13 protein-coding genes and 1 pseudogene are annotated in these 20,714 nt (G+C 72.2%); 9 read left to right on the plus strand and 5 right to left on the minus strand.

Annotated features, from left to right (window positions below; all coding sequences use genetic code 11):
- Positions 1-353 precede the first annotated feature (353 nt).
- From WG209_RS18015 to WG209_RS18025, 3 genes are all read left to right on the plus strand, one after another.
- Positions 354-818, plus strand: coding sequence for an SRPBCC family protein (locus WG209_RS18015; RefSeq protein WP_337176470.1), 465 nt, complete (start codon positions 354-356; stop codon positions 816-818).
- Positions 819-1,025: 207 nt separating this feature from the next.
- Positions 1,026-2,063, plus strand: coding sequence for a hypothetical protein (locus WG209_RS18020; protein ID WP_337176471.1), 1,038 nt, complete (start codon positions 1,026-1,028; stop codon positions 2,061-2,063).
- 8 nt (positions 2,064-2,071) lie between these two features.
- Complete coding sequence (locus tag WG209_RS18025) at positions 2,072-2,872, plus strand: hypothetical protein (RefSeq protein ID WP_337176472.1); 801 nt, start codon at positions 2,072-2,074, stop codon at positions 2,870-2,872.
- Between the two features lie 5 nt (positions 2,873-2,877).
- Here the strand turns inward: WG209_RS18025 and WG209_RS18030 are convergent, their stop codons facing one another.
- From WG209_RS18030 to WG209_RS18040, 3 genes are all read right to left on the minus strand, one after another.
- Positions 2,878-4,146 carry a GNAT family N-acetyltransferase gene (locus WG209_RS18030; RefSeq protein ID WP_337176473.1) on the minus strand — a complete coding sequence of 423 codons (1,269 nt, stop codon included), beginning with the start codon at positions 4,144-4,146 and terminating at the stop codon, positions 2,878-2,880.
- A gap of 184 nt (positions 4,147-4,330) precedes the next feature.
- Positions 4,331-5,956, minus strand: a complete 1,626-nt coding sequence (locus tag WG209_RS18035; protein ID WP_337176474.1) for a hypothetical protein — start codon at positions 5,954-5,956, stop codon at positions 4,331-4,333.
- Positions 5,953-6,672, minus strand: a complete 720-nt coding sequence (locus tag WG209_RS18040; protein ID WP_337176475.1) for a glycosyltransferase family 2 protein — start codon at positions 6,670-6,672, stop codon at positions 5,953-5,955. The genes WG209_RS18035 and WG209_RS18040 overlap by 4 nt, the downstream gene beginning before the upstream one ends.
- Before the next feature lie 257 nt (positions 6,673-6,929).
- On the opposite strand from WG209_RS18040, the gene WG209_RS18045 reads away from it, so the two are divergent.
- A complete protein-coding gene (locus tag WG209_RS18045; RefSeq protein ID WP_337176476.1) occupies positions 6,930-10,115 on the plus strand; it encodes a tetratricopeptide repeat protein in 3,186 nt (1,061 codons plus the stop codon).
- A 72-nt stretch (positions 10,116-10,187) separates the two neighbouring features.
- Here the strand turns inward: WG209_RS18045 and WG209_RS18050 are convergent, their stop codons facing one another.
- Positions 10,188-11,450, minus strand: a complete 1,263-nt coding sequence (locus tag WG209_RS18050; protein ID WP_337176477.1) for an MFS transporter — start codon at positions 11,448-11,450, stop codon at positions 10,188-10,190.
- Positions 11,451-11,795: 345 nt separating this feature from the next.
- Between WG209_RS18050 and WG209_RS18055 the strand changes: the two genes are divergently transcribed.
- The 4 genes from WG209_RS18055 (at position 11,796) to WG209_RS18070 (ending at position 19,648) form a co-directional block, all read left to right on the plus strand.
- A complete protein-coding gene (locus WG209_RS18055; RefSeq protein WP_337176478.1) occupies positions 11,796-14,048 on the plus strand; it encodes a nitric-oxide reductase large subunit in 2,253 nt (750 codons plus the stop codon).
- Between the two features lie 184 nt (positions 14,049-14,232).
- Positions 14,233-17,961: a DPP IV N-terminal domain-containing protein gene (locus WG209_RS18060; RefSeq protein WP_337176479.1), complete on the plus strand. Its 3,729-nt coding sequence runs from the start codon at positions 14,233-14,235 to the stop codon at positions 17,959-17,961.
- Positions 17,962-18,207: 246 nt separating this feature from the next.
- Positions 18,208-19,017, plus strand: a complete 810-nt coding sequence (locus WG209_RS18065; protein ID WP_337176480.1) for a sigma-70 family RNA polymerase sigma factor — start codon at positions 18,208-18,210, stop codon at positions 19,015-19,017.
- A gap of 40 nt (positions 19,018-19,057) precedes the next feature.
- Positions 19,058-19,648 carry a nucleoside triphosphate pyrophosphatase gene (locus WG209_RS18070; RefSeq protein ID WP_337176481.1) on the plus strand — a complete coding sequence of 197 codons (591 nt, stop codon included), beginning with the start codon at positions 19,058-19,060 and terminating at the stop codon, positions 19,646-19,648.
- A gap of 42 nt (positions 19,649-19,690) precedes the next feature.
- Here the strand turns inward: WG209_RS18070 and WG209_RS18075 are convergent, their stop codons facing one another.
- Positions 19,691-20,101, minus strand: coding sequence for a response regulator (locus WG209_RS18075; RefSeq protein ID WP_337176482.1), 411 nt, complete (start codon positions 20,099-20,101; stop codon positions 19,691-19,693).
- A gap of 291 nt (positions 20,102-20,392) precedes the next feature.
- On the opposite strand from WG209_RS18075, the pseudogene WG209_RS18080 reads away from it, so the two are divergent.
- Positions 20,393-20,714, plus strand: a pseudogene (locus WG209_RS18080) (hypothetical protein); the annotation flags it as partial.

The raw sequence follows: 20,714 nt of genomic DNA on the forward strand, positions 1-20,714 counted from the left end.
GAAAGGAGAGGGGAGGGACGGACGTCCGCTCGATCGTTCGGGGGGAGGGTGGCCCGGGGCGGCGAGCGCCCGCGAGGGATGGCCCTGGGAGGCCCCCGGCCGACGGTTCGACCTCAAGGCTACCCCTGCCCGGAGCATCCCGTCAAGGTTCCGCCGTCGGGCGGGTCGGGCCGAAAGGCCCGTGCCAGTATGGCACCCCCCGCCCCCCCCGGCGCGACGGAGGCCCCCGCGGGGCCCGCCGGATCCCCGCCGCGACCCGCAACCGCCGGATTCTCCCGCCATGTTTACAGATCCTCAATCATCGCCTAGCCTGTAGGGACGTGGGGCGGCCGGACGGCCGGGGGGGGGAGCTGATGCGACGCTTCGTGAAGGAATCCCGGATCCCGGCGCCGCCGGCCGAGGTCTTCGGCTTCTTCGAACGGCCCGGCGCCTTCGAACGGCTGCTGCCCCCCGGCGAGCGGGTCCGCGTCGCGCGGGCCCCGAGCTCGCTGAAGGTCGGCGAGCGGGTCGTGCTCCGGGCGCGCGTCGGCCCCTTCAACGTGGAATGGGAGGTCGAGCACGTCGAGTACGTCCCCGGCCGCCTGTTCGTCGACCGCCAGGTCCGGGGGCCGTTCGCCGCCTGGACCCATCGCCACGAGTTCGAGGACGACGGCCAGGGCGGCACGATCCTCCGCGACGTCGTCGACTACGCCCCGCCGCTGGGCATGATCGGCACCCTCCTCGGCGGCCCCATGCTGGAGGCCAGGATCGCGCGGGCCTTCGACCATCGGCACGAGGTCCTGCGTCGCGAGTTCGACCCGGAAAGGCTCGACGCCTGATCGCGCCCGACCCCGATGATATCCGGGGTCGCGACGCGTCGACTTCGCGAATCTTCCAAATCGTTTCATCGCGCGATCCCGTCGATGTTCGCTCCCCGACGGTCGTAGGGTAGAATGAGAATGTCGGTCGAACAATCGGAGGCTCCCGCGCGCCCGCACCGTGGCGAGGGCCTGGGTCGGGACGAACCAGGGACAGGCGACGGGAACATGCCGCGCACCATCCGTTGCGAACAGTGCCAGGCCACGCTCAACCTCCCGGACCAGGTCCCCCCGGGGAAGCGGTTGAAGTGCCCCAAGTGCGCCCATCGCTTCACCGTGACGGAGAAGGACGCGAACTCGGCCTCCACCCGCCCCGGCGAGCTGGACGCCGACACCGCCTCCACCTACGAGATCCCGAAGGCGCGGCTCCCGGACCCGGACGACCTCCCCATCCCCCGCGCCGAGGGGGACCTGCGCGAGGCGCTGGACCTGCCCCTCCTGGCATCGGACGCGGAGAAGAGCGTCGGCGGCGGCTCGCGGCCCGCCGCGCGCCCGGAGGGCGACGCCGCCGCCCTGTTCCAGGACGAGCCCCGCCGCGCGCGGAAGCGGACCGGGGCCGAGGCCCGCATGAGCGCCCGCCGGTGCTCGCGATGCGGCGGCTTCGTCCCCCAGGGAATGTCCATCTGCCAGTCCTGCGGGACCGACCAGGACACGGGCATGATGGTCGGGCTGGACGACGACCTGACCCCGCCGCCCCCCCCGCGGCCGACCGGCGCCCCGCTGTACATCACCATCCCGGGCATGCTCTGTGGACTGGCCGGCGGCATCATGGCGATCCTGGCCCTGGTGCAGTCGGCCCGGACCGAGGAGGGCGTCCACCGCTACGGCTGGCTGATGCTGGCGGTGGTCGCCGGCTACGGCGTGTACGGGGCCGTCCAGTTCCTCCGCGGGAAGTCGGTCAAGGTGCTGATCCTGGCCCTGACCCTGGGGGCGATCGTCGACGTCATCGCCCTGATCGGCCTGCCGATCTTCGAGGCCAACTTCGCCGACACGGCCGACGTCGTCGTCCGCACGACCGTCCCGGCCGACGACCCGGACGCCGCCGAGCTGGCGGACTACGAATACCGACCGCTCGTCGACCGCCTGGACCAGCAGCGCATCAAGCTCGGCGTGGCGCTGCTCGTCGGCTACGCCCTGTTCGCCGCGTACCTCAACTCGCCGCCGGTGAAGAGGTTCTTCATCCGGCGCTCGCTGCCGCCATTCTGAGGCCGGCCATGGGGGCCCCCCGCGAGGAGAGCATCCGCGCCGAGCATCGCCGCGCCATCCGCGCCTGCGGGACCTGGGGCGGGGTCGTCACCGCCTCGACCTTCCCGCTCGTCGCGCTGGGGCCGATCGTAGGGGTCCCCCTCCTCGCCCTGGCCGCCTTTGTTGAGATTCAGACTCGCCGCCGCGTGGCGCGCCCGCTGGCCCATGGGGCGTATCACTGGCGCCTCGTGGGCGAGGCGTTCCGGCACGCGAGCCGACCGCCGCTGGTCGCGGGCGTGCTCGCGGCCCTGGCGACCGCGGCGCACCGGGCCGCCCCGACCTCCGCCGGCGCGGCGACCGCGGCCGTGGCCCTGGGGGTCGTCCTCTTCTTCTCGATTGCCTACGCACTGGGCGTCCCCCAGGACGTCGCGTTCGAGCACCGCGTCGAACTCCTGCTAGAGCGTCGGATCGCCGGCGGCATCTCTCACAAGACGACCCTCCTGCTGATGAGCAGGGCCGAGGATGTCGACCGCAGGGCGATCGCCCTCTTCGGCGGGCCGATCATCGGAGCCGCGATCGAGGGTGCCCCTCCATTCGAGGCGGCCTTCGACGGCCCCGACGAGGCGGCCGGGACGCACGGGCGGCTCTCGGCGCTGGCCGATTCCTTCGAGATGGATCCCGACGCCGAGCTGGCCGGGGCCCTGCGCGAGATGGCCTCGGCCATGGCCGCGGCCGGGGTGGAGGGCGTCCGATGCCGGCTCGTCGCCGTCCCGCCGTATCCCTCCGCCCAGGCGCTGGATCTGATGGGTTCGCCCCGCCGATACGCCTGACGGCTTCACGCCGTGGCGGAGTCGAGGGGGCTGCGCCAGACGGGCTGGACGGGGAATAGGACGCGGGCGGCGTCGAGGGCGGTGGCGGTGGAGGCGCTGAAGCCGTCCTGCTCGGCCGCCTCGTCGACGTCGACGTGGCCCATCGCGAGCCGGACGAAGGCGGCGCTCGTGAGGGTCAGGTGGCGACGGCTGAGCTTGTCGGGCTCGATGCGGGAGTCGTTGCCGTCCGCGTGGATCAGCCAGCGGTGGTCGCCGACGGTCAGCCCCAGCTCCAGCGGCCCGTTCCCCCCCGCCTCGCGCGCCCGACGGCCCAGCTCCGGCAGGATCGCCCGGAGGAACCGGCCGACGTCCGGGACGTGGTACATCGAGACCGAGCCGTCGGCCGCCTCGTGGTCGAAGATCCGCCCCCCGCCGGCGCGGCAGGCGTCGAGGGCCGGGTGGCCCATCGGCGCGCTGACGATGACCTCGGGATAGGCGCGCTCCAGGGCCTCGGCGCGGACCCGGCCGAGCAGGGCGCGAAGCGCCTGGGGATGGGCCGGGTCGGCGGCGATCTCCAGGACGCGATGGTCCTTGACGAACGCATAGCCCCGGACCGCCTCCCCCTGGCAGGCGACCCAGACGACGTGGGCGTAGCGACGCCCGATCAGCCAGCGCCAGTAGTCCTCGGAGCGGACCACGGCCCCGGTGACGTCGCGGAACTGGGCCTCGTAGAGGGCCATCAGGTCGCCCAGCTCCACCTGGCGCCAGGGCCGGACGTGCCAGGCCGGCCCCTTGGCCTCGACCAGGCCGTCGGCCGCCTGGGGGAGGTTGCGGCTGAGGATCTGGGCGAACGTCTGCCGGCCGCAGAGGCCCCACCCCAGGGGGAAGTAGAATCGCGGCATCCGGGTCGTCAGCGCCTGGATCGCGGCCCCGGTCGCGCGCGAGCGCTCGTCGGCGAGGCGCATCAGGTTCTGGGCGAACCCCAGGCCGCGATATTCCGGCAGCGTGCCGGTCCAGACCACGCCGTTCATCGGGATGGCGACCGATCCGAAGCGGATCTCGCGCTCCGTGAGGTGGATGTGGCTGGCGACCCGGCCGTCGACCTTCACCAGCAGGCGCTGGTCGGGGCGGTACGCGGGGTCGGCCAGGCCCCCCAGGAACGTCTCGCGGTCGGGGCCGTGGAAGACGTGCAGGAGCGTCTGGTAGACGGCCTCGTGGTCCGCTTCGGTCCCCAGGCTGTACTCGACCGATCCGCGACGAAACGGGAGCCGCGTCTCCTGGGTGGAGGCTTTCATCGGGTCGACCATCTTTCCGGACGAGCCGAATGGTTGGAGGTGTCGGGACAAGCGACGGCGGGCGCGACGTCGCACGCGAGACCGGACGACCCGGTCGTTCCATTGTACGGCGTCGGGGAGGGGTCGGCCCGAAAAACCCCCCTCGCCGGCGCTTTTTCGGGCCGCGTCTCCGGGATAGGACGGCTCAACGGCCGATCGTCCCCCCCGCCACCCCCCCGGCGTAGGGCAGGAGCGTCCGCCGGAGCCTCGCTTGCGAATACAAGACCATGGAGTATTCCCGGTTGCGCGCCAGCCGGTCGACGTCCAGCGCCGCGGCCGTCCGCGCCCTCTCCTCGCGCAATTCCTCCAGGCGAGTCGCCACGAGGGGCCGCAACGAGTCATTGATGGCGCGAAAGCGGCGGAACCGCTCGCGACGCCTCGCGGGGTCGTCCGGGTCGTCGGCGGCCAGCGCCCGCTTCTCGGCGATCAGCCGCGCCGCGTCCGGCGGGGCCTGGCCGTTCAGGGAGCGGTCGGGGTTGAACTCCAGGTCGCGGATCCGGCGATCGATCCCGGCCAGCGCCTCGGGCGAGGCCGAGGCCTCCGGCAGCCCCAGCCACGCGGTCAGCGAGAGGGTGAGGAAGTCGGGGGGCTCGGCTCGGAAGAATCGCCCGGCGATCGCGTCGCCCAGCTCGTCGTACTTGGCCCCGCCGATGCCGTGGATGAACAGGTCGCCCAGGAGATACCGGCCGAACATCGTGGTCGTCAGCGCCCGAGTCCGCAGCCGGACCCCCATCGCCGGCAGCCCCAGAAGCCGCTCGACGGCGCAACACGCCTCGCGATCCGGCGCGAGCGGCAGTTCGAGCAGCGCGTCGGGCTCGCCGTCGATCCGCAGGAGCATCGTCCTGGCGTCCTGCCGGACCATCAGCGGCCGGCGTCGCGGCGAGGACGCCCGCCAGACCCAGAACGGCGCCTCCCGCCATTCCCCGTCCGCCTTCAGCGCCGAGACCGGGTGGTTCTTGCTCCGGATGCCGTGGATCGCGCGATACTCGCCGAGCGCCCGGTTGTAGACGTCCTGGAACCTCCCCAGGTGCGCCAGCAAGTGGCAGGCGAACCAGGCGAAGGCCTCGGTCTGGCAGAGGCGGCTGAAGGGGACCTCCAGGTTGGCGACGCCCCACGCCCCTTCCAGGCGGCGGCGGGCCGCCGCCAGCCGATACCCCAGCGCGTGGCCGCCCTCGCGGAACCGGGCGACTTCCGGCCAGTAGGCGTCGATGATCGGGTCGGCCACCAGGTCGCCGAGCGTCCGGCGCGCGCGGTCGTCGAAGGCGGCGAAGTAGTCCTCGTCGCGGACGGGGAGATCCTCGTAGGGTGCCTCGCCGCTCCAGCGGTCGAACTCGACGCGGCGGACGACGAGCCGGCCCCCGTCTACCGTCGGCACGCGGATCGAGGCCGACTTGGGGATGTCGTCGTCGATGACGAGGTTGAGCGCCAGCCCGCCGCTCCGGCCGGCGATCCCGGCGGCGGCGAAGTTCTTGACCCAGACGCCGGGATGGAACATCTCCGGCTGATGGCCGGTGACGACAAGCGGGCCGGCCGCCCCCGCGTCGACGGAGGGCGGCTCGACGCCGATCTCGCGCAGGTACGCGACCGCCTCGGCCACGGCCTGCCGCCGCGCCTCGGCCCGGAGCCACGAGGCGGGCCGGCCCTGGAAGTCGTGCTCCCAGGCCGCGGCTCGCCCGACGTTGGCCGCGATGAGCGAACCCGCGTCGTCGAGGGGGGGCGACGCCAGCAGGCCGCCGTCGTTCGAGGGAGCCCGCAGGCGGGTCGACTTCATCCGCGACGTTCTCCGGCCGGTTCCAGCCCCGCCCGCTTCATGGCGGCGGCGAAGACCTCGCGGTAATGGTTCAGTCGATACGTCGAGTCGTCCAGCGAGCCGCCGAACGCCCGCGACTCGTCCAGGTAGATCAGCGGCACCGGCGCCTCGACGATCGTCAGCCCGTGCTGGACGGCCTGCACCCACACCTGCAGCGGCATCGCGTAGCCCAGCTCGGTGATGTCGAAGCACTCCAGCGCCCGGCGATTGTACGCCTTGAAGCCGCAGAAGGCGTCGGTCAGGTCCAGGCCCAGCCCCTCGTTGAGCCAGCGCGTCACCTCGACGTTGATCTTGCGCCGCTCTTCCGGAGGCTTCTGGGTCGGGTCGAAGACTTCCAGGTAGCGGCTGCCCGAGACGATGTCGGCGTGGGACAGGCCCCCGGCGATCTGGGGGATCAGGGCGGGCTCGTGCTGGCCGTCGCAGTCCAGCGTGACCAGGCCGTCGTATCCCCCCCGCAGCGCGGCGTCGAAGGCGGTGCGGAGCCCCGCGCCGTAGCCGAGGTTCGTCTCGTGGCGGATGACGCGAGCGGCGGGGAAGTCCTTGAGCAGCTCCGGGGTGCGGTCGGTGGAGCCGTCGTCGACCACCAGGACCTCGTCGGCGTGCTGGAGGACCTCCCGCAGGACGTCCTCCAGGTACTTCTCCTCGTTATGGACGGGGATCGCGGTGAGGAGCTTCATCGACGAGGTTTCCCGGCGTGGACGAGGTAACGGGCGCGAGGTGCCTTCGAGCGGGGGATCCCGGCCGGTCACGGTTGCGAACCCTCGCATTCTAGATCCGGCCGAATCGAAGTCAACGACCCGGCCGGCCAGCCCCCTTGACCGCCCTCCGCCGCAACTCCTAGCATGAAGCCGCCCCTCGTCGACCCGGGCGCGCGCCGCGGTCCCGCGCCCGGGCCGAGTTCGCCATCATACGGATCCCTTTGCAGCTAAGTCTCATGACACGACCCGACCCGTCCACCCCCGCCCCCGACACGCCCCGGGACGAGGCCCTCGCCGCCGTCGAGGCGCCCGAGCCGGAGCCCCAGCCCGAGCCCTGGACCCCCGAGCGCGTCACGGTCTGGAACGCCTACTACGACATGTACGTGCTGGGCGCGGCGCTGCTGCTGGTGTTCATGGCGTCGGCGATCCGCACCTCCCACGCGCCGCTGTGGTCGCACCTGGGGATGGGGCGGCAGATCATCGCCCAGAAGTCGCCGCTGCTGGCCGACCCCTTCTCCTATACCGAGGGGGGGAAGACCTGGGTGAACGTGCCGTGGCTGTTCCAGGCGGCCTCCGCCGGGCTGCACGACGCGGCCTACGGGCTGGTCCCCGTCGCCCCGGACGACCCGACGGCCAACCGGGCCTCCGCCGAGCAGGTGGCGGCCGGGGCGCTGGTGGCGCTGACCGCCCTGCTCCGCCTGGCGACGGCCTTCGTGCTCATCAAGATCCGCCACCGAGGCCCGGGGCTCTGGTGGGCGGCCCTCTGCACGGGCCTGGCCTTCGGCGCGGCGGTCGGCCCCAAGGGGCTGATGCTAGGGGGCATCGCGCAGCCGGCCATCGTCGACCCCGCCACCTGGGGCATCCTGTTCCTGGCGATCGAGATGCTGCTCCTGTTCCGGGGCCTCGGCCAGGATCGCCGCGGCGCGCTGTACGGGCTGGTCCCGCTGTTCTTGCTGTGGGCGAACGTCGACGAATCGTTCCTGTTCGGCCTGATCGTCCTGGCCTGCGCGACGGCCGGCAAGCTGCTGGACGGCCGCAAGGCCGTCGCCCCGGCCGCCGGCGAGGGCGCGCGGCCGCCGGTCTCGGCCGGGCTGGCGGCGGGCGTGCTCCTGGCCTGCGCCCTGGTCGTGCTGGCGAACCCGTCGCACGTGAAGATCTACCCGGCCGCCCTGGAGCCCGTCACCTCGCTGTTCGTCGGCCGCGAGGCGCCGGCCACGACGAGCCAGCTCTCGTACTTCGGCAAGATGACCCGCGACGTCTACGGCGACTTCGCCAACCGGCTGATGCTCTATTATCTCGCGACGGTCGCGCTCGGCGCGGCGACGTTCGCGGTGAACGCGGCCGGGTTCCGCTGGTCGCGGTTCCTGCCGTTCGCGTTCGCGGCGGTCGCCTGGGGCGTCTACATGCGCCACAGCGCCGAATTCGCCACGGTGCTGGCGGCGGTGGCGACGCTGAACGGCCAGGAGTGGTATCGGCGAAGGTTCGGGACGGAGGGCCGGACGGAGACGGGCTGGACCGTCTTCTCGACCGGCGGCCGGCTGGCGACGCTCGCCGCCGCCTTCGCGTGCGCGGCCCTGGCGATCACCGGCTACCTCAAGGAGCCGGGCGAGGCCCGCTTCGGCTTCGGCTTCGACCGCGACGACTTCGCCTTCAAGGCGGCCGACTATCTCGCCTCCCGCGACGACCTGAAGGGGAACGTCTTCAACTGGAACGCCTTCCAGGGCGACGCCATCATCTGGCGCGCCGGGCCGGGGCGCAAGACCTACACGGACTCCCGCTCCCACCTGTTCCCCGACGCCCTGCTCGCCCAGCATCGCGAGATCCAGAACGCCCTCCGCGACGACGACCCGTCGGCCTGGCGGCCCGCGCTCGACGAGCACGGGATCACCGCGGTCATGGTCGACGCGCAGGCGGCCCGCAACACCTACCGCCGGCTGTCCCAGAGCCCCAACTGGATCCCGTTCCACGACGACGGCAAGGTCGTCATGTTCGGCCGCGCCGACGCCCCCGAGCCCGACCTGGCGATGTTCCGGGCGAACCGGCTGGACCCCGACCTGCGCGCGTACAAGGTCTCGGTCACGCTCCCCGCGGCCGACCGCCCCCCCACCCCCGTCGGCATGCTGGACGATTTCTCCCAGGCCCGCGCCCTGACCCCGGCTCGCGCGGCCGTCGACGCCGCCCGGCGATGGCTGGCCGGCGGGACCGACCCGGACGGGACGCCCGCCCCCCCCGACCCGGCGCGCTGCCTGCTGGCGATCCGGGAGGCCCGCGTCGCCCTGGCCGAGAACCCGGACGACACGGACGCCTACCGCATCCTGGCGCTGGCCTACCGCTCGCTCGCCCAGTTGGAGGCCGCGATCCTCTCGGGCATCGAGCCGACGGCCGAGAACCGCCAGCGCGTCGCCGCCATCCGCCCCGGCGGGCCCCTGATGGCCGAGCGCGTGAAGCAGATCATCACGGCGGTCAACTACGCGATCCAGACCACGCCCTCCCCGCGGACCGCCGACCAGCGCGGCGAGCTGATGGGGCTGCGGCTCGAGCTGTTCGAGCTGTACGGCCAGCTCGGGTTCGTCGACCTGGCCCGCGACCAGCTCCGCGCCGCGCTCGACCTGACGAGGCGGGGCGAACTGGCCCCGGAGGCCCGCCTCCAGTACCAGTCGCAACTCCAGCAGCTCGACCAGCAGGTGAGCCAGGTCGAGCAGGCGGCGAGCGAGCTGCGCATCGAGCGCCAGGCCGGGCCGGTCGAGCTAGGCCAGTTCGCGCTCTCCCAGGGCGCGGCCGGGCTGGCGATCGCGGAGTTCGAGGACGCCCACCGCAGCAACCTCAGCCCGACGCTGGTGAAGCCCCAGTTGCTGGACCTGTATTGCGCCACCGGCCAGCCCGAGCGGGCGCTGGAGGTCATCGCCCCCACCGGCGCGACCGACCCCAGCCTCGGGGACCCGGCGACCGCCGCGTTCCGCCAGGGGCTGGTCTACAAGCTGATGGGCAATTACTCCTACGCCGTGGTCCTCTGGCGCAATCAGGCGCTCCCCCGCCTGGCCTACGACCGCACGTCGAGCGCCCTGGAGGTGATCGGCAGCCTGAGGCAGGGCTCCGTGATCGGGGCGGTCAACGCCGCGCAGGGCGTCCCCGGCATGCTCCAGCGTCAGGCGAGCTGGAGCTTCGACCTGGCCCAGTGCCTGCTCGAATCGGGCGATCCCGAGGGTGCGGCCGAGTCCTTCACCACGTCGCTGGAGCTGGTGCCCGACCTGGCGATGCGGCCGCTGATCGCCTATTACCTGGAAAAGCTCGGCCGGCCCGTCCCCCCCGAGAGGCCCGCCGAGGCCGCCCCGGCCCGCGCCTACAAGCCCGAGCCCCCGCCCGACCCGATCGACGAGCCGAAGCCGGCCGAGGCCGAGGCCGAGGCGGGCGAGAAGCCCTGAGCGCGGCCGACGCCCCGGCCCACCCGCGTCCCACCTCCCGCCGGGAGGGGGGACGGCTTGATCCCCCTCGCCTCACGAGGCCCGGGCCGCGGCGGTCGGGCCCGTCGGGGGCACGCCCCGCCGGTCCAGGCTCGGCAGGAAGCCGGTGAGCAGGCCGGCGAGGGGGAGGAACGAACAGACCTGGTAGACGAACTCGATGCTCGTGCGGTCGGCCAGCACGCCCAGGACCGCCGCGCCCAGGCCCCCCATGCCGAACGCGAAGCCGAAGAACAGCCCGGCGACCGTCCCCACGCGGCTCGGCAGCAGCTCCTGCGCGTAGACGATGATCGCCGAGAAGGCCGACGCCAGGACGACCCCGATCGGCACCGTCAGGACGACCGTCCAGAACAGGTTCGCGTACGGCAGGGCCAGCGTGAACGGCAGGACGCCGAGGATCGACGCCCAGATCACCGCCTTGAACCCGATCCTGTCGCCGATCGGCCCGCCGGCTAACGTCCCGGCCGCCACCGCCCCCAGGAAGACGAACAGATAAAGCTGGGCCGCCCCGATCGACGTCCCGAAGTGCTCGATCAGGTAGAAGGTGTAATAGCTGCTCAGGCTCGCGAGGTAGAAATACTTCGAGAAGACCAGCACCAGCAGGATGCCGATCGAGGCCGCCACCCGGGCCCGCGAGACGTCCGCCCGGCGCGCGCGGCTCGCGGGCCGCGCCCCCGCCCCCGCCGTCGACAGGCGGCCGGCGTACCATCGGCCGACGGCGATCAGGAGGACCATCGCGGCCAGCGCGGCGATCGAACACCACGCGATGCTCGCCTGGCCCCAGCGCACCACCACGAACGCCGCCAGCAGCGGCCCCAACGCCGAGCCCGCGTTGCCGCCGACCTGGAACAACGACTGCGCGAATCCGTGCCGCCCCCCCGAGGCCAGCCGGGCCACCCGCGACGCCTCGGGGTGGAAGATCGACGAGCCCATCCCCACCAGGGCCGCCGACGCGAGGATCGCCGGGAAGCCGTCGGCCGCCGCCAGAGCGAGCAGCCCCACCAGCGTGAAGACCATCCCCCAGGCCAGCGAGAAGGGCCTCGGGCGTCGATCGGTGGCCAGGCCCACCACCGGCTGCAACAGCGACGCGGTCGCCTGGAAGGTGAAGGTGATGAGCCCGATCTGCGTGAAGTCCAGCGCGTACTTCACCTTCAGCACCGGGTAGACCGCCGTGATGAGCGACTGCATCGCGTCGTTGAGCAGGTGCGAGACGCTGAGGGCCGCCAGCACCGTAAGCGCGACCCCCTCCGAAGATACCGACGTCCCCGACCCCTCCAACACCCCTTCGCTCGCGCTCACGGCCCTCTTCCCCCGTCCTGGAACTCGTCATCGCGACGCGGCCCGTCCACGCCCCGCTTCCGGTCATTATGAGAATCCGTCAATGACACCCCCGACGCGCCGCGGGTTCATGGGCTCCCCGGACGCGGGCGCGGTCGCCTAACTTCGCGACCCGTTGGCACGGAGATTGTTGCGAAAGAAGCGATGGCGAGGCCCGACGCGAGTCGCGCATCGCCCCCGCGACTCGCCGGGCCGTTCTTCCTCGCGGCCAATCGCGCACCTTGACGTCAACAATTCGGTCCCTTAGATTGTCGGGCATGCGACGCCCGCGGACGACCCTCGGGCGGGAACTTGAGAGGGGTAGCCATGCGTCGATTGTGGTGGGCGTTCGCCGCCGTGGTGGTGGGCTCGTTCCTGGTGCTGGGATGGATAGGGACGCGGATCTACCAGGAGATGCCGCCGATCCCCGACCGGGTGGTGACGACCGACGGCCGCGAGCTGATCGGCCCCGGCGAGATCGCGGCGGGGCAGAACGTGTGGCAGACGATGGGGGGGATGCAGGTCGGCTCGGTCTGGGGCCACGGCAGCTACGTCGCCCCCGACTGGACCGCCGACTGGCTGCATCGCGAGGCGGTCTTCATGCTCGACAAGTGGGCCGCCGCCGAGTTCGGCAAGCCGCACGACGAGCTGGGGCCCGAGGACAAGGCGCGCCTGGAGGCCCGGCTGACGACGGCGATGCGCGCGAACACCCACGACCCGGCGACCGGCGCGATCACGATCGACCCGGCGCGGGCGGAGGCGTTCGACGCCAACCTGGCGCATTACTCCGAGATCTTCTCCGAGGGCCACGCCCCCTACGCGATCCCCGCCGGCGCGGTCAGCGACCCCGATCGGCTGCGCAAGATGTCGGCCTTCTTCTGGTGGACGGCGTGGTCGGCGGCGGCGAACCGGCCGGGCGACTACGTCTCCTACACGAACAACTGGCCGCACGAGCCGCTCGTCGGCAACCGCCCCACCGGCGACAACGTCGTCTGGACGGGCGTCAGCATCATCATGCTGCTGGCCGGCATCTCCGCGATGGCCTGGTGGCTGGCCACCCGCAAGGAGGGGGAGCCGATGCCCGCGCCCGAGGACGACCCCCTCGGCGCCTGGGACGCGACCCCCTCGCAGCGCGCGACGATCAAGTATTTCTGGGTGGTCGCCGCGCTCATCCTGGTCCAGATGGCCCTGGGCGTGGTGACGGCCCACTACGGCGTGGAAGGCGACGCCTTCTACGGATTCCCGCTCTCGAAGTACCTGCCGTACAGCGTCTCGCGGACCTGGCACGTCCAGATGGGCCTGTTCTGGATCGCGACCGCCTGGCTGGGGGCGGGGCTGTTCATCGGCCCGATGGTCAGCGACCGCGAGCCGAAGGGCCAGCGGCTGGGCGTCAACGTCCTGTTCGGGGCGCTGCTGGTCGTGGTCGTCGGCTCGCTCGCGGGCGAGTGGCTCAGCGTGCAGAACCACCTGTCCGACGAGGTCTCGTTCTACCTGGGGCACCAGGGGTATGAGTACGTGGAGCTGGGCCGCGTCTGGCAGATCGGCCTGATGGTCGGGCTGGCGCTCTGGCTGTTCCTCATGCTGCGGTCGCTCTGGCCGGCGCTCCGGACGCCGAACGAGGCCAGGTCGCTGGTCTGGCTGCTCGCCGTGGCGACCGGCGCCATCGCGCTGTTCTACGGCGCCGGGCTGACGTGGGGCCGGCACACCCACCTGTCGATGGTCGAATACTGGCGCTGGTGGGTCGTCCACCTGTGGGTCGAGGGCTTCTTCGAGGTCTTCGCCACCACCGTCATCGCCTTCGTCTTCATGCGGCTGCGCCTGATCCGCCCGGGCGTCGCGGCGGGCGCGGCGCTGCTGTCGGCGACGATCTTCCTCTCCGGCGGCATCATCGGGACGCTGCACCACCTGTACTTCTCCGGCACGCCGACGGTCGCCCTGGCCTGGGGCTCGGTCTTCAGCGCCCTGGAGGTCGTCCCGCTGACCCTGATCGCCTTCGACGCGACCGAGGACCTGCGGCGCTCGCGCCAGACGGAGTGGGTGCGGCGGTATCGCTGGCCGGTCTACTTCTTCGTCTCGGTGGCCTTCTGGAACATGGTCGGCGCGGGGCTGTTCGGCTTCATGATCAACCCGCCGATCGCGCTGTATTACATGCAGGGCCTGAACACGACGCCCCTGCACGGCCACGCGGCGCTCTTCGGCGTCTACGGCATGCTCGGCATGGGGCTGATGCTGATGTGCCTGCGCGTGCTGCGCCCCTCGATCCCCTGGAGGGAGGGCCTGCTCAGCTTCTCGTTCTGGTCGCTGAACATCGGCCTGTTCGCCATGTGCGTCCTGAGCCTGCTGCCCGTCGGCCTGCTCCAGACGTGGGCGTCGGTCGAGCACGGCTACTGGTACGCCCGCAGCAGCGAGTTCATGCAGACCGACCTCATGCAGACCCTGCGCTGGCTCCGCGTCATCGGCGACACCATCTTCTTCGCCGGAGCCGTGGGCTTCGTGGTCTTCATCGCCGGCCTGCGGTTCGGCTTCTCGTTCCAGCAGCCCTCCGAGGGAAGCAGGAGCGAGGTCAAGATCGGGGCGTGAGCCCACCGGCACGCCGACCTCGACGCCCCCCCCGCCCCGCCGGCGGCGGGGGCGTCGCCTTTCCGCCCGTCGCCCCCTCGCGTCTCCCCCCTCGGCTGGATAGGCTGGACTACCTCTCCAACCGGCCCATTCCGCCCCGCCGGCCGCGCGAGGGCTTTGAAGAGACACCGAGGAATCCGCGACGATGGCACTCTCGTCGATCCTGCTGCTCGCGCTGCTGACACAGGCCCCCTCCCCGACGGCCGACCTCGCGACGGTCGCCGAGCGGTCCGACTTCAAGGCCACGGCGCGGCACGAGGACGTCGTCGCCCTGTGCGACCGGCTCGCCGAGACGTCGCCGAACGTCGTCCGCGCGAGGCTCGGCGAGACGACCGAGGGCCGGGAGATCCCGCTCCTGATCATCGCCGACCCGCCCGTGAAGACCGCGGCCGAGGCCGCGCGCTCCGGCAAGCTCGTCGTCATGGCGATCGGCAACATCCACGGCGGCGAGGTCTGCGGCAAGGAAGCCCTCCTGATGCTCGCCCGCGAGCTGGCCGAGGACCCCCATCCCGCCATCCTCAAGGACGTCGTCCTCGTCATCGCCCCGATCCTCAACGCCGACGGCAACGAGCGGATCGCCAGGGACAACCGCCCCGGCCAGGTCGGCCCCGAGGAGGGCGTCGGGACGCGCGGCAACGCCCGCGGCCTGGACCTCAACCGCGACTTCATCAAGCTCGAGGCCCCCGAGACCCGCGCCCTGGTGAAGGCCCTCAACGAGTGGGATCCGCACGTCTTCATCGACACGCACGCGACCAACGGCTCCCACCACCGCTACGCCGTCACCTACGACGGCCCCCGCAACCCGGCCGGCGACCCGAACGTCATCCGTTACGCCCGCGAGACGCTGCTCCCGGCCGTGAAATCGGGCTTCAAGCAGACCACCGGCCTGGAAGCCTATTACTACGGCTCGTTCGGCGGCGATTTCGAGCGATGGGAAAGCTTCCCCGCGCTGGGGCGGTTCGGCGCCAACTACGTCGGCCTGCGGAACCGGATCGGCATCCTGGCGGAGGCCTACGCCTATGACCCGTTCAAGGCCCGCGTCGAGGCCACCCGCGACTTCGTCCGCGAATGCCTCAAGCAGTCCGCCGCGCGCAAGGACGAGATCCGCAAGCTCCTGACGGACGCCCGCGACGCCGCCACGGCGAAGCGCCCGGTCGAGCCCCGCCGCGTCGCCCTCCGCAACGAGGCCCGGCCGCTCGCCGACGCCGAACCCATCCTGGGGTTCGTCGAACGGGAGGCCGACGGCCGCCGCGTCGCCACCGACGAGCCGAAGGAGTACCCCGCGCGGGTCCTCGTCGACTTCGAGGCCGTCGAGACCGTCGACCGCCCGTTCGCGTACATCCTCCCGCCCGACGCCCGCGACGCCCTCGCCCTGCTCCAACGCCACGGGATCGCCGCGCGGGAGCTGCGCGAGGATATCGACCTCGACCTGGAGGTCGATCGGGTGGACGAGGTCTCGCCCCAGTCCCCCGGCGGCTGGGACCATCAGGACGTCGTCGAGCTGAAGACGACCCGTCGTGGGGAAACCCGGCGCGTGCCGGCGGGGTCGCTGGTCGTCATGGACGCGCAGCCGCTGGGCGCGCTGGCCGCCTACCTGCTGGAGCCTCGCTCGGAAGACGGCCTGGCGACATGGCGGATCATCGCGACCGCGGGCGGCGCCGACTCCCCCGTCGTCCGCCTGCCGAAGCCGACGGCGCTCCTCACCGCCGACGCCGAGGCGATCGCCGACGCCCCCGCGGCCCCGAAGCCGATCGCCTTCGACGCCGCCGGGAGCACGCGCGGCCTGAACTTCTCGGGCTCGCCCGTCTCCGTGGAATGGATCGACCCCGACCACTGGGTCCGTCAGACCGAGGACGGAGCCATCAAGGTCGAGGCCCGCACCGGCCGCTCCGAGCCGTTCGGCCCGAAGCCGGAGACGCTGCTGGAATCCCTGAAGCGTATCCCGTCGATCGATGAGAAGACCGCGGCGGAGCTGTCGCGGCGGCTCGTCCGCGGCGGCACGCCGGCCCCCGGTCGCGACGGCCTGCTGTTCAGCCATGAGAACGACCTGTACTACATCGCTCTGGACGGCTCCCGCGGGGTCCGCCTGACCAACGATCCCGCCGAGGAGACCGACCCCAGGTTCAGCCCCGACGGCAAGCGCGTGGCCTTCGTGCGCGACTACGACCTGCACGTCGTCGACCTGGAAGGGGGACCGGCCCGCGCGCTGACGACCGGCGGCTCGACCGACCTCCGCCGCGGCCGGGCCGACTGGGTCTACTTCGAGGAGATCTTCGGCCGATCGTGGTCGGCCTACTGGTGGAGCCCAGACTCGCGCCGGATCGCCTTCATGGAGTTCGACGACGCCCACGTCCCCACGCTCACCATGCTGCACGACCAGGAGTCGCCGCGGCGGGTCGAGGTCAACCGCTACCCGCGCGCCGGCGACCCCAACCCGAAGGTCCGGCTGGGGATCGTCGCCGCCGAGGGGGGGCCCGCGCATTGGGCCGACCTGTCGGGATACTCGGCCGACGCCTCGCTCATCAGCGGCGTCTACTGGCGTCCCGATTCCGCCGCCGTGCTCGCCTGCGTCCAGGACCGCGCGCAGACCTGGCTCGACCTGCTCAACGTCCCCGTCGACGGCTCGACGCCCAACGTCCTGTTCCGCGACCGGACGAAGGCGTGGATCTCCGACCCGGCCGAGCCCCGGTTCCTCGCCGACGGCTCGTTCCTCTGGCTGAGCGCCCGCGACGGCTGGCCCCACCTGTACCACCACGCCGCCGACGGCTCGCCGAAGGGCCGCCTCACCGAGGGGGAGTGGGAAGTCCGCGAGATCCAGCACTTCGACCCCCAGACCGGGGCGGTCGCGTTCCTGGGCACGAAGGACGCGCCGATGGCCACGCAGCTTTACCGCGCGAGGCCCGGCGGGCCCGTCGAGCGGATCACCTCGGGGACCGGGAGCTACCAGGTCAACGCCTCGCCCGACGGCAAGCTGTTCCTCGCGAGCCGGTCCGACCTGGAGACGCCCGCCCGCGCGACGCTCCTGGAGGCCGACGGCTCGCCCGTTCGCGTCGTCGATTCCAACCCGGTCCACCGGATCAAGGAGTACCGCTTCGGGCCGCGCGAACGGGTCCAGATCCCGGCGCGCGACGGGGTCGTCCTGGAGGGCGAGGTGATCCTGCCGCCGGACCTGGACCCGGACGTCAAGCACCCGGTCTGGTTCACCACCTACGGAGGCCCGCACGCGCCGGTCGTCGTGGACACCTGGGCCGGCGGGCGAGCCTGGGACCAGGCGCTGGCCTCGGAAGGCTTCATCGTCTTCCGCGTCGACCCCCGCCCCGCGAGCGGCAAGGGGCTGGCCTCGGCCTGGACGGCGTACCGGAAGCTCGGGATCCAGGAGCTGGAGGACATCAAGGACGCCATCGCCTGGCTGAAGCAGCGGCCCTACGTCGACGGCGACCGGATCGGCATGACCGGCCACAGCTATGGCGGCTACATGACCGCGTTCGCCATGACCCACTCCGACCTGTTCGCCTGCGGCATCGCCGGCGCGCCGGTCACCGACTGGCACGACTACGATTCCATCTACACGGAACGCCTGATGGGGCTCCCCCAGGACAACCCCGAGGGCTACAAGGCGTCGTCGGTCGTCGAGGCCGCCAAGGACCTCCACGGCAGGCTGCTGATCGTCCACGGCGCGGTCGACGACAACGTCTCCGTCCGCAACGCCATGCGGCTCGTCCAGGCGCTCCAATCCGCGGACAAGGACTTCGAGCTGATGATCTACCCCGGATCTCGGCACGGGATTTACAGCCCCCACTACTCCAGGCTCATGATCGACTTCATCCGACGGAACCTCGCGAGCCCGGCCCCCGCGGGCGAGGCGCGACCATAACCCGGAGCCGCCGTAAGACCCCCCCGCCCCCGCCGTATTCCATCGGGAGGACTGGACGGCGGGGGCGGCCAACAATATCATGCAATCACGCTGTCCGAGAAATTGCCCTCGTCGGGTCGTGGCGGTTTGATTAAGTTGAGCGCGGGGATCGATCCGAATTGGGCCGCCGGCGGCGTAGGATCTCGAGGGAGGAGACGGGCCGAGGGGCCTGGCGTCCGGGGGCTCAGCGGAAGAGGAGCGGATACCGTGGCGGGAGGAACGGGGCGAGAACGACGCGCGGCCCGGTCGTACAAACCGGCCGTGGAGGGGATGGAGGCGCTGCGGCTCCTTTCCGGCGGCGCGCACGCCGCGGCGCTGGCCGCGTTCCCGACCGACGCCCAAAATCTGGCCGAGATCCCGACGGCCTCGCCGACCTTCTCCCCCTCGCCAGGGCTCACCGCCGAGAGCTGGGACGCCGCGCTGCTGTCCGGCCGCCTGGACGACCTGCTGGCGAGCCTGCGGACGGCCGAGCCGACCGTCGTCGCTCCGGCCGACGAGCGGGCGATGGCCTCAGGGCTGAACCAGCTCGACCGCTACCTCGTCCGCTCGTGGCAGCGGGCCGGGCTGTCGCCCCAGAGCTACGAGGACGCCTCGCAGGCGGTCTACGCGACGCTCCTGCAGCAGCTCGGCCGCGGGCGGTTCGACGCGATGCTGGCCGACGTCGGCCGCGGCGGCGTCAAGGAGGTCTTCTCCAAGGAGACCCCCGAGGGGATGGACTTCTTCCGCGCCGTCGACATGATCAAGAAGCGCGTCCAGCGCGAGCGCTCTTATCAGCCGCTCGACGACATGGCCGCGTCGCCGGACGACTCCGAGTCCCGCGCCCGGCTCGACGCCCTCCGCGAGGCCATCGACCGCTCGCTCACCCCCCGCGAGGCCCGGCTGATCCAGGACTCCCTGATGGGCCGCACCCCCGCCGAGATCGCCGACTCCTGGGGCGTCGCCCCCAAGACCGTCAGCAACGAGAAGACCCGCGTCCTTAATAAGCTCCGCGAGGCCCTCATGGCCCAGCCGGCGTGATGCGGGCCCCGCTCCGAACACACGGATCGGGGATGTCATCATGACGATCCCGCCCCCCGAGCTGATCCTGGCGAGCACGTCCCCCTATCGCCGCGCCCTGCTGGAACGACTGGCCGTGCCGTTCCGCGCCGTCCCGCCGGACTTCGACGAGGAGGCGTTCCCGCGCGAGGGCCTGACGCCCCGCGCGCTGGCGGAGGCGCTGGCGCGCGGCAAGGCCGAGGCCGTCGCCGCGCGGGTGCCGGCGGCGGTCGTGATCGGCTCCGACCAGCTCGTCGCTCTCGACGGCCGGATCCTGGGCAAGCCCGGCGACCCGGCGCGGGCGGCCGACCAGCTCCAGGCGATGGCCGGCCGGACGCACGAGCTGATCACGGCCATGGTCGTCCTCGCCCCCGGCCGCCGGTTCGAACACACCGACGTCGCCCGGCTGACCATGCGCCCGCTCGACCGCGCCGCGATCGAGCGGTACGTCGCGCGCGACCTCCCCGTCGATTGCGCGGGGAGCTACAAGCTGGAACGGGGGGGCGTCGCCTTGTTCCGGCGCATCGAGTCCGACGACCACGCCGCGATCACGGGCCTCCCGCTGCTGGCGCTGGCGGAAATCCTCGCGGGGCTGGGCTTCGCGATCCCGTGACGGCGGGCGGGGCGGGGATCGATCGGGGCGGACCGGACCGGATCAGACTTCGTCGTCGTGACGGCCGGCGGGGCGGGGCTCGACGCCCAGGATCCTCTCGATGGATCGGACGAGCTTCTCCATCGCGAACGGCTTGCGGATGTAGTCGCGCACGCCCAGCATCTCGGCGTAGGCGCGGTGGCGGCTCCCCTCGTTGCCGGTGATCATGATGGTGGGGATCAGCCCGCCGGGGCGGCTGCGCAGCTTCTCCAGGACGAGGAAGCCGCTCTTCTTCGGCATCATCATGTCCAGGATCAGCAGGTCGGGGTTCTCGCGCTCGGCGACCATCAGGCCGGAGTTGCCGTCGCGGGCGACGAGGATGCGGTAGCCTCGGTTCTCAAGGATCGTCCGCATCGACTCGACGATCTCGTGATCGTCGTCGACCAGGAGGATGGTCCGGTGTTGTGGGCTCATGGCGATGGTGTCTCGGCTCCGACGAATCCGCGCGATCTCGCGACCAGGGCGAGGCCTCCAGTCTATCCCGCGCCCGCCGCGCCGGCAAGTGCCGGACGGCGGACGGATCGAGCGCCCGACCGCGCGGATCTCTTGAAATCGGCGATCTTTCCGGCCCTCCACGCGGGGGCGCGTGGGCGCCCCCTTCCCGCGCGCCGCGACGGCCGACATAATGGGAGATCGGCGAGGATCCATCGAGACGCGCGGCGGCGGGCGTCGCGCGGAGGGGCCGCGAGCGGAGGACGGGACGCCATGAGACCTTGGACCACCTGGCTGTACGGCCTCGGGCTTTCGGGCGCGCTGGCCTTCGGGCTGACGGGCTGCGGGGGGGGCGACGTGCCCGACCCCGAGTCGGACGAGCTGGCCGGCTACGACGAGGGGGGCGACCCGGCGGCCGACGCCGAGATGCCGCCTCCCCCGATCGCCCCCCCGGCCCCCGCCCCCGCTCCCGCCCCCGGCGGCGACGCGCCCCCCGCCCTGGCCGACGCCCCGGCCCCGGCCCCGGCGCCAGCTCCGACGGCCCCGGACGCGGCCCCCGCTCCCGCCCCCGGCGGCGACGCGCCCCCCGCCGCGG

The sequence above is a fragment of the Paludisphaera sp. genome (genome assembly GCF_037189885.1).
Taxonomy (GTDB): Bacteria; Planctomycetota; Planctomycetia; order Isosphaerales; family Isosphaeraceae; genus Paludisphaera.

Coding starts and splice junctions, on each gene's coding strand:
- WG209_RS18015 (WP_337176470.1), top strand. CDS start 354: ATGCGACGCTTCGTGAAGGAATCCCGGATCCCGGCGCCGCCGGCCGAG.
- WG209_RS18020 (WP_337176471.1), top strand. CDS start 1,026: ATGCCGCGCACCATCCGTTGCGAACAGTGCCAGGCCACGCTCAACCTC.
- WG209_RS18025 (WP_337176472.1), top strand. CDS start 2,072: ATGGGGGCCCCCCGCGAGGAGAGCATCCGCGCCGAGCATCGCCGCGCC.
- WG209_RS18030 (WP_337176473.1), bottom strand. CDS start 4,146: ATGAAAGCCTCCACCCAGGAGACGCGGCTCCCGTTTCGTCGCGGATCG.
- WG209_RS18035 (WP_337176474.1), bottom strand. CDS start 5,956: ATGAAGTCGACCCGCCTGCGGGCTCCCTCGAACGACGGCGGCCTGCTG.
- WG209_RS18040 (WP_337176475.1), bottom strand. CDS start 6,672: ATGAAGCTCCTCACCGCGATCCCCGTCCATAACGAGGAGAAGTACCTG.
- WG209_RS18045 (WP_337176476.1), top strand. CDS start 6,930: ATGACACGACCCGACCCGTCCACCCCCGCCCCCGACACGCCCCGGGAC.
- WG209_RS18055 (WP_337176478.1), top strand. CDS start 11,796: ATGCGTCGATTGTGGTGGGCGTTCGCCGCCGTGGTGGTGGGCTCGTTC.
- WG209_RS18060 (WP_337176479.1), top strand. CDS start 14,233: ATGGCACTCTCGTCGATCCTGCTGCTCGCGCTGCTGACACAGGCCCCC.
- WG209_RS18070 (WP_337176481.1), top strand. CDS start 19,058: ATGACGATCCCGCCCCCCGAGCTGATCCTGGCGAGCACGTCCCCCTAT.
- WG209_RS18075 (WP_337176482.1), bottom strand. CDS start 20,101: ATGAGCCCACAACACCGGACCATCCTCCTGGTCGACGACGATCACGAG.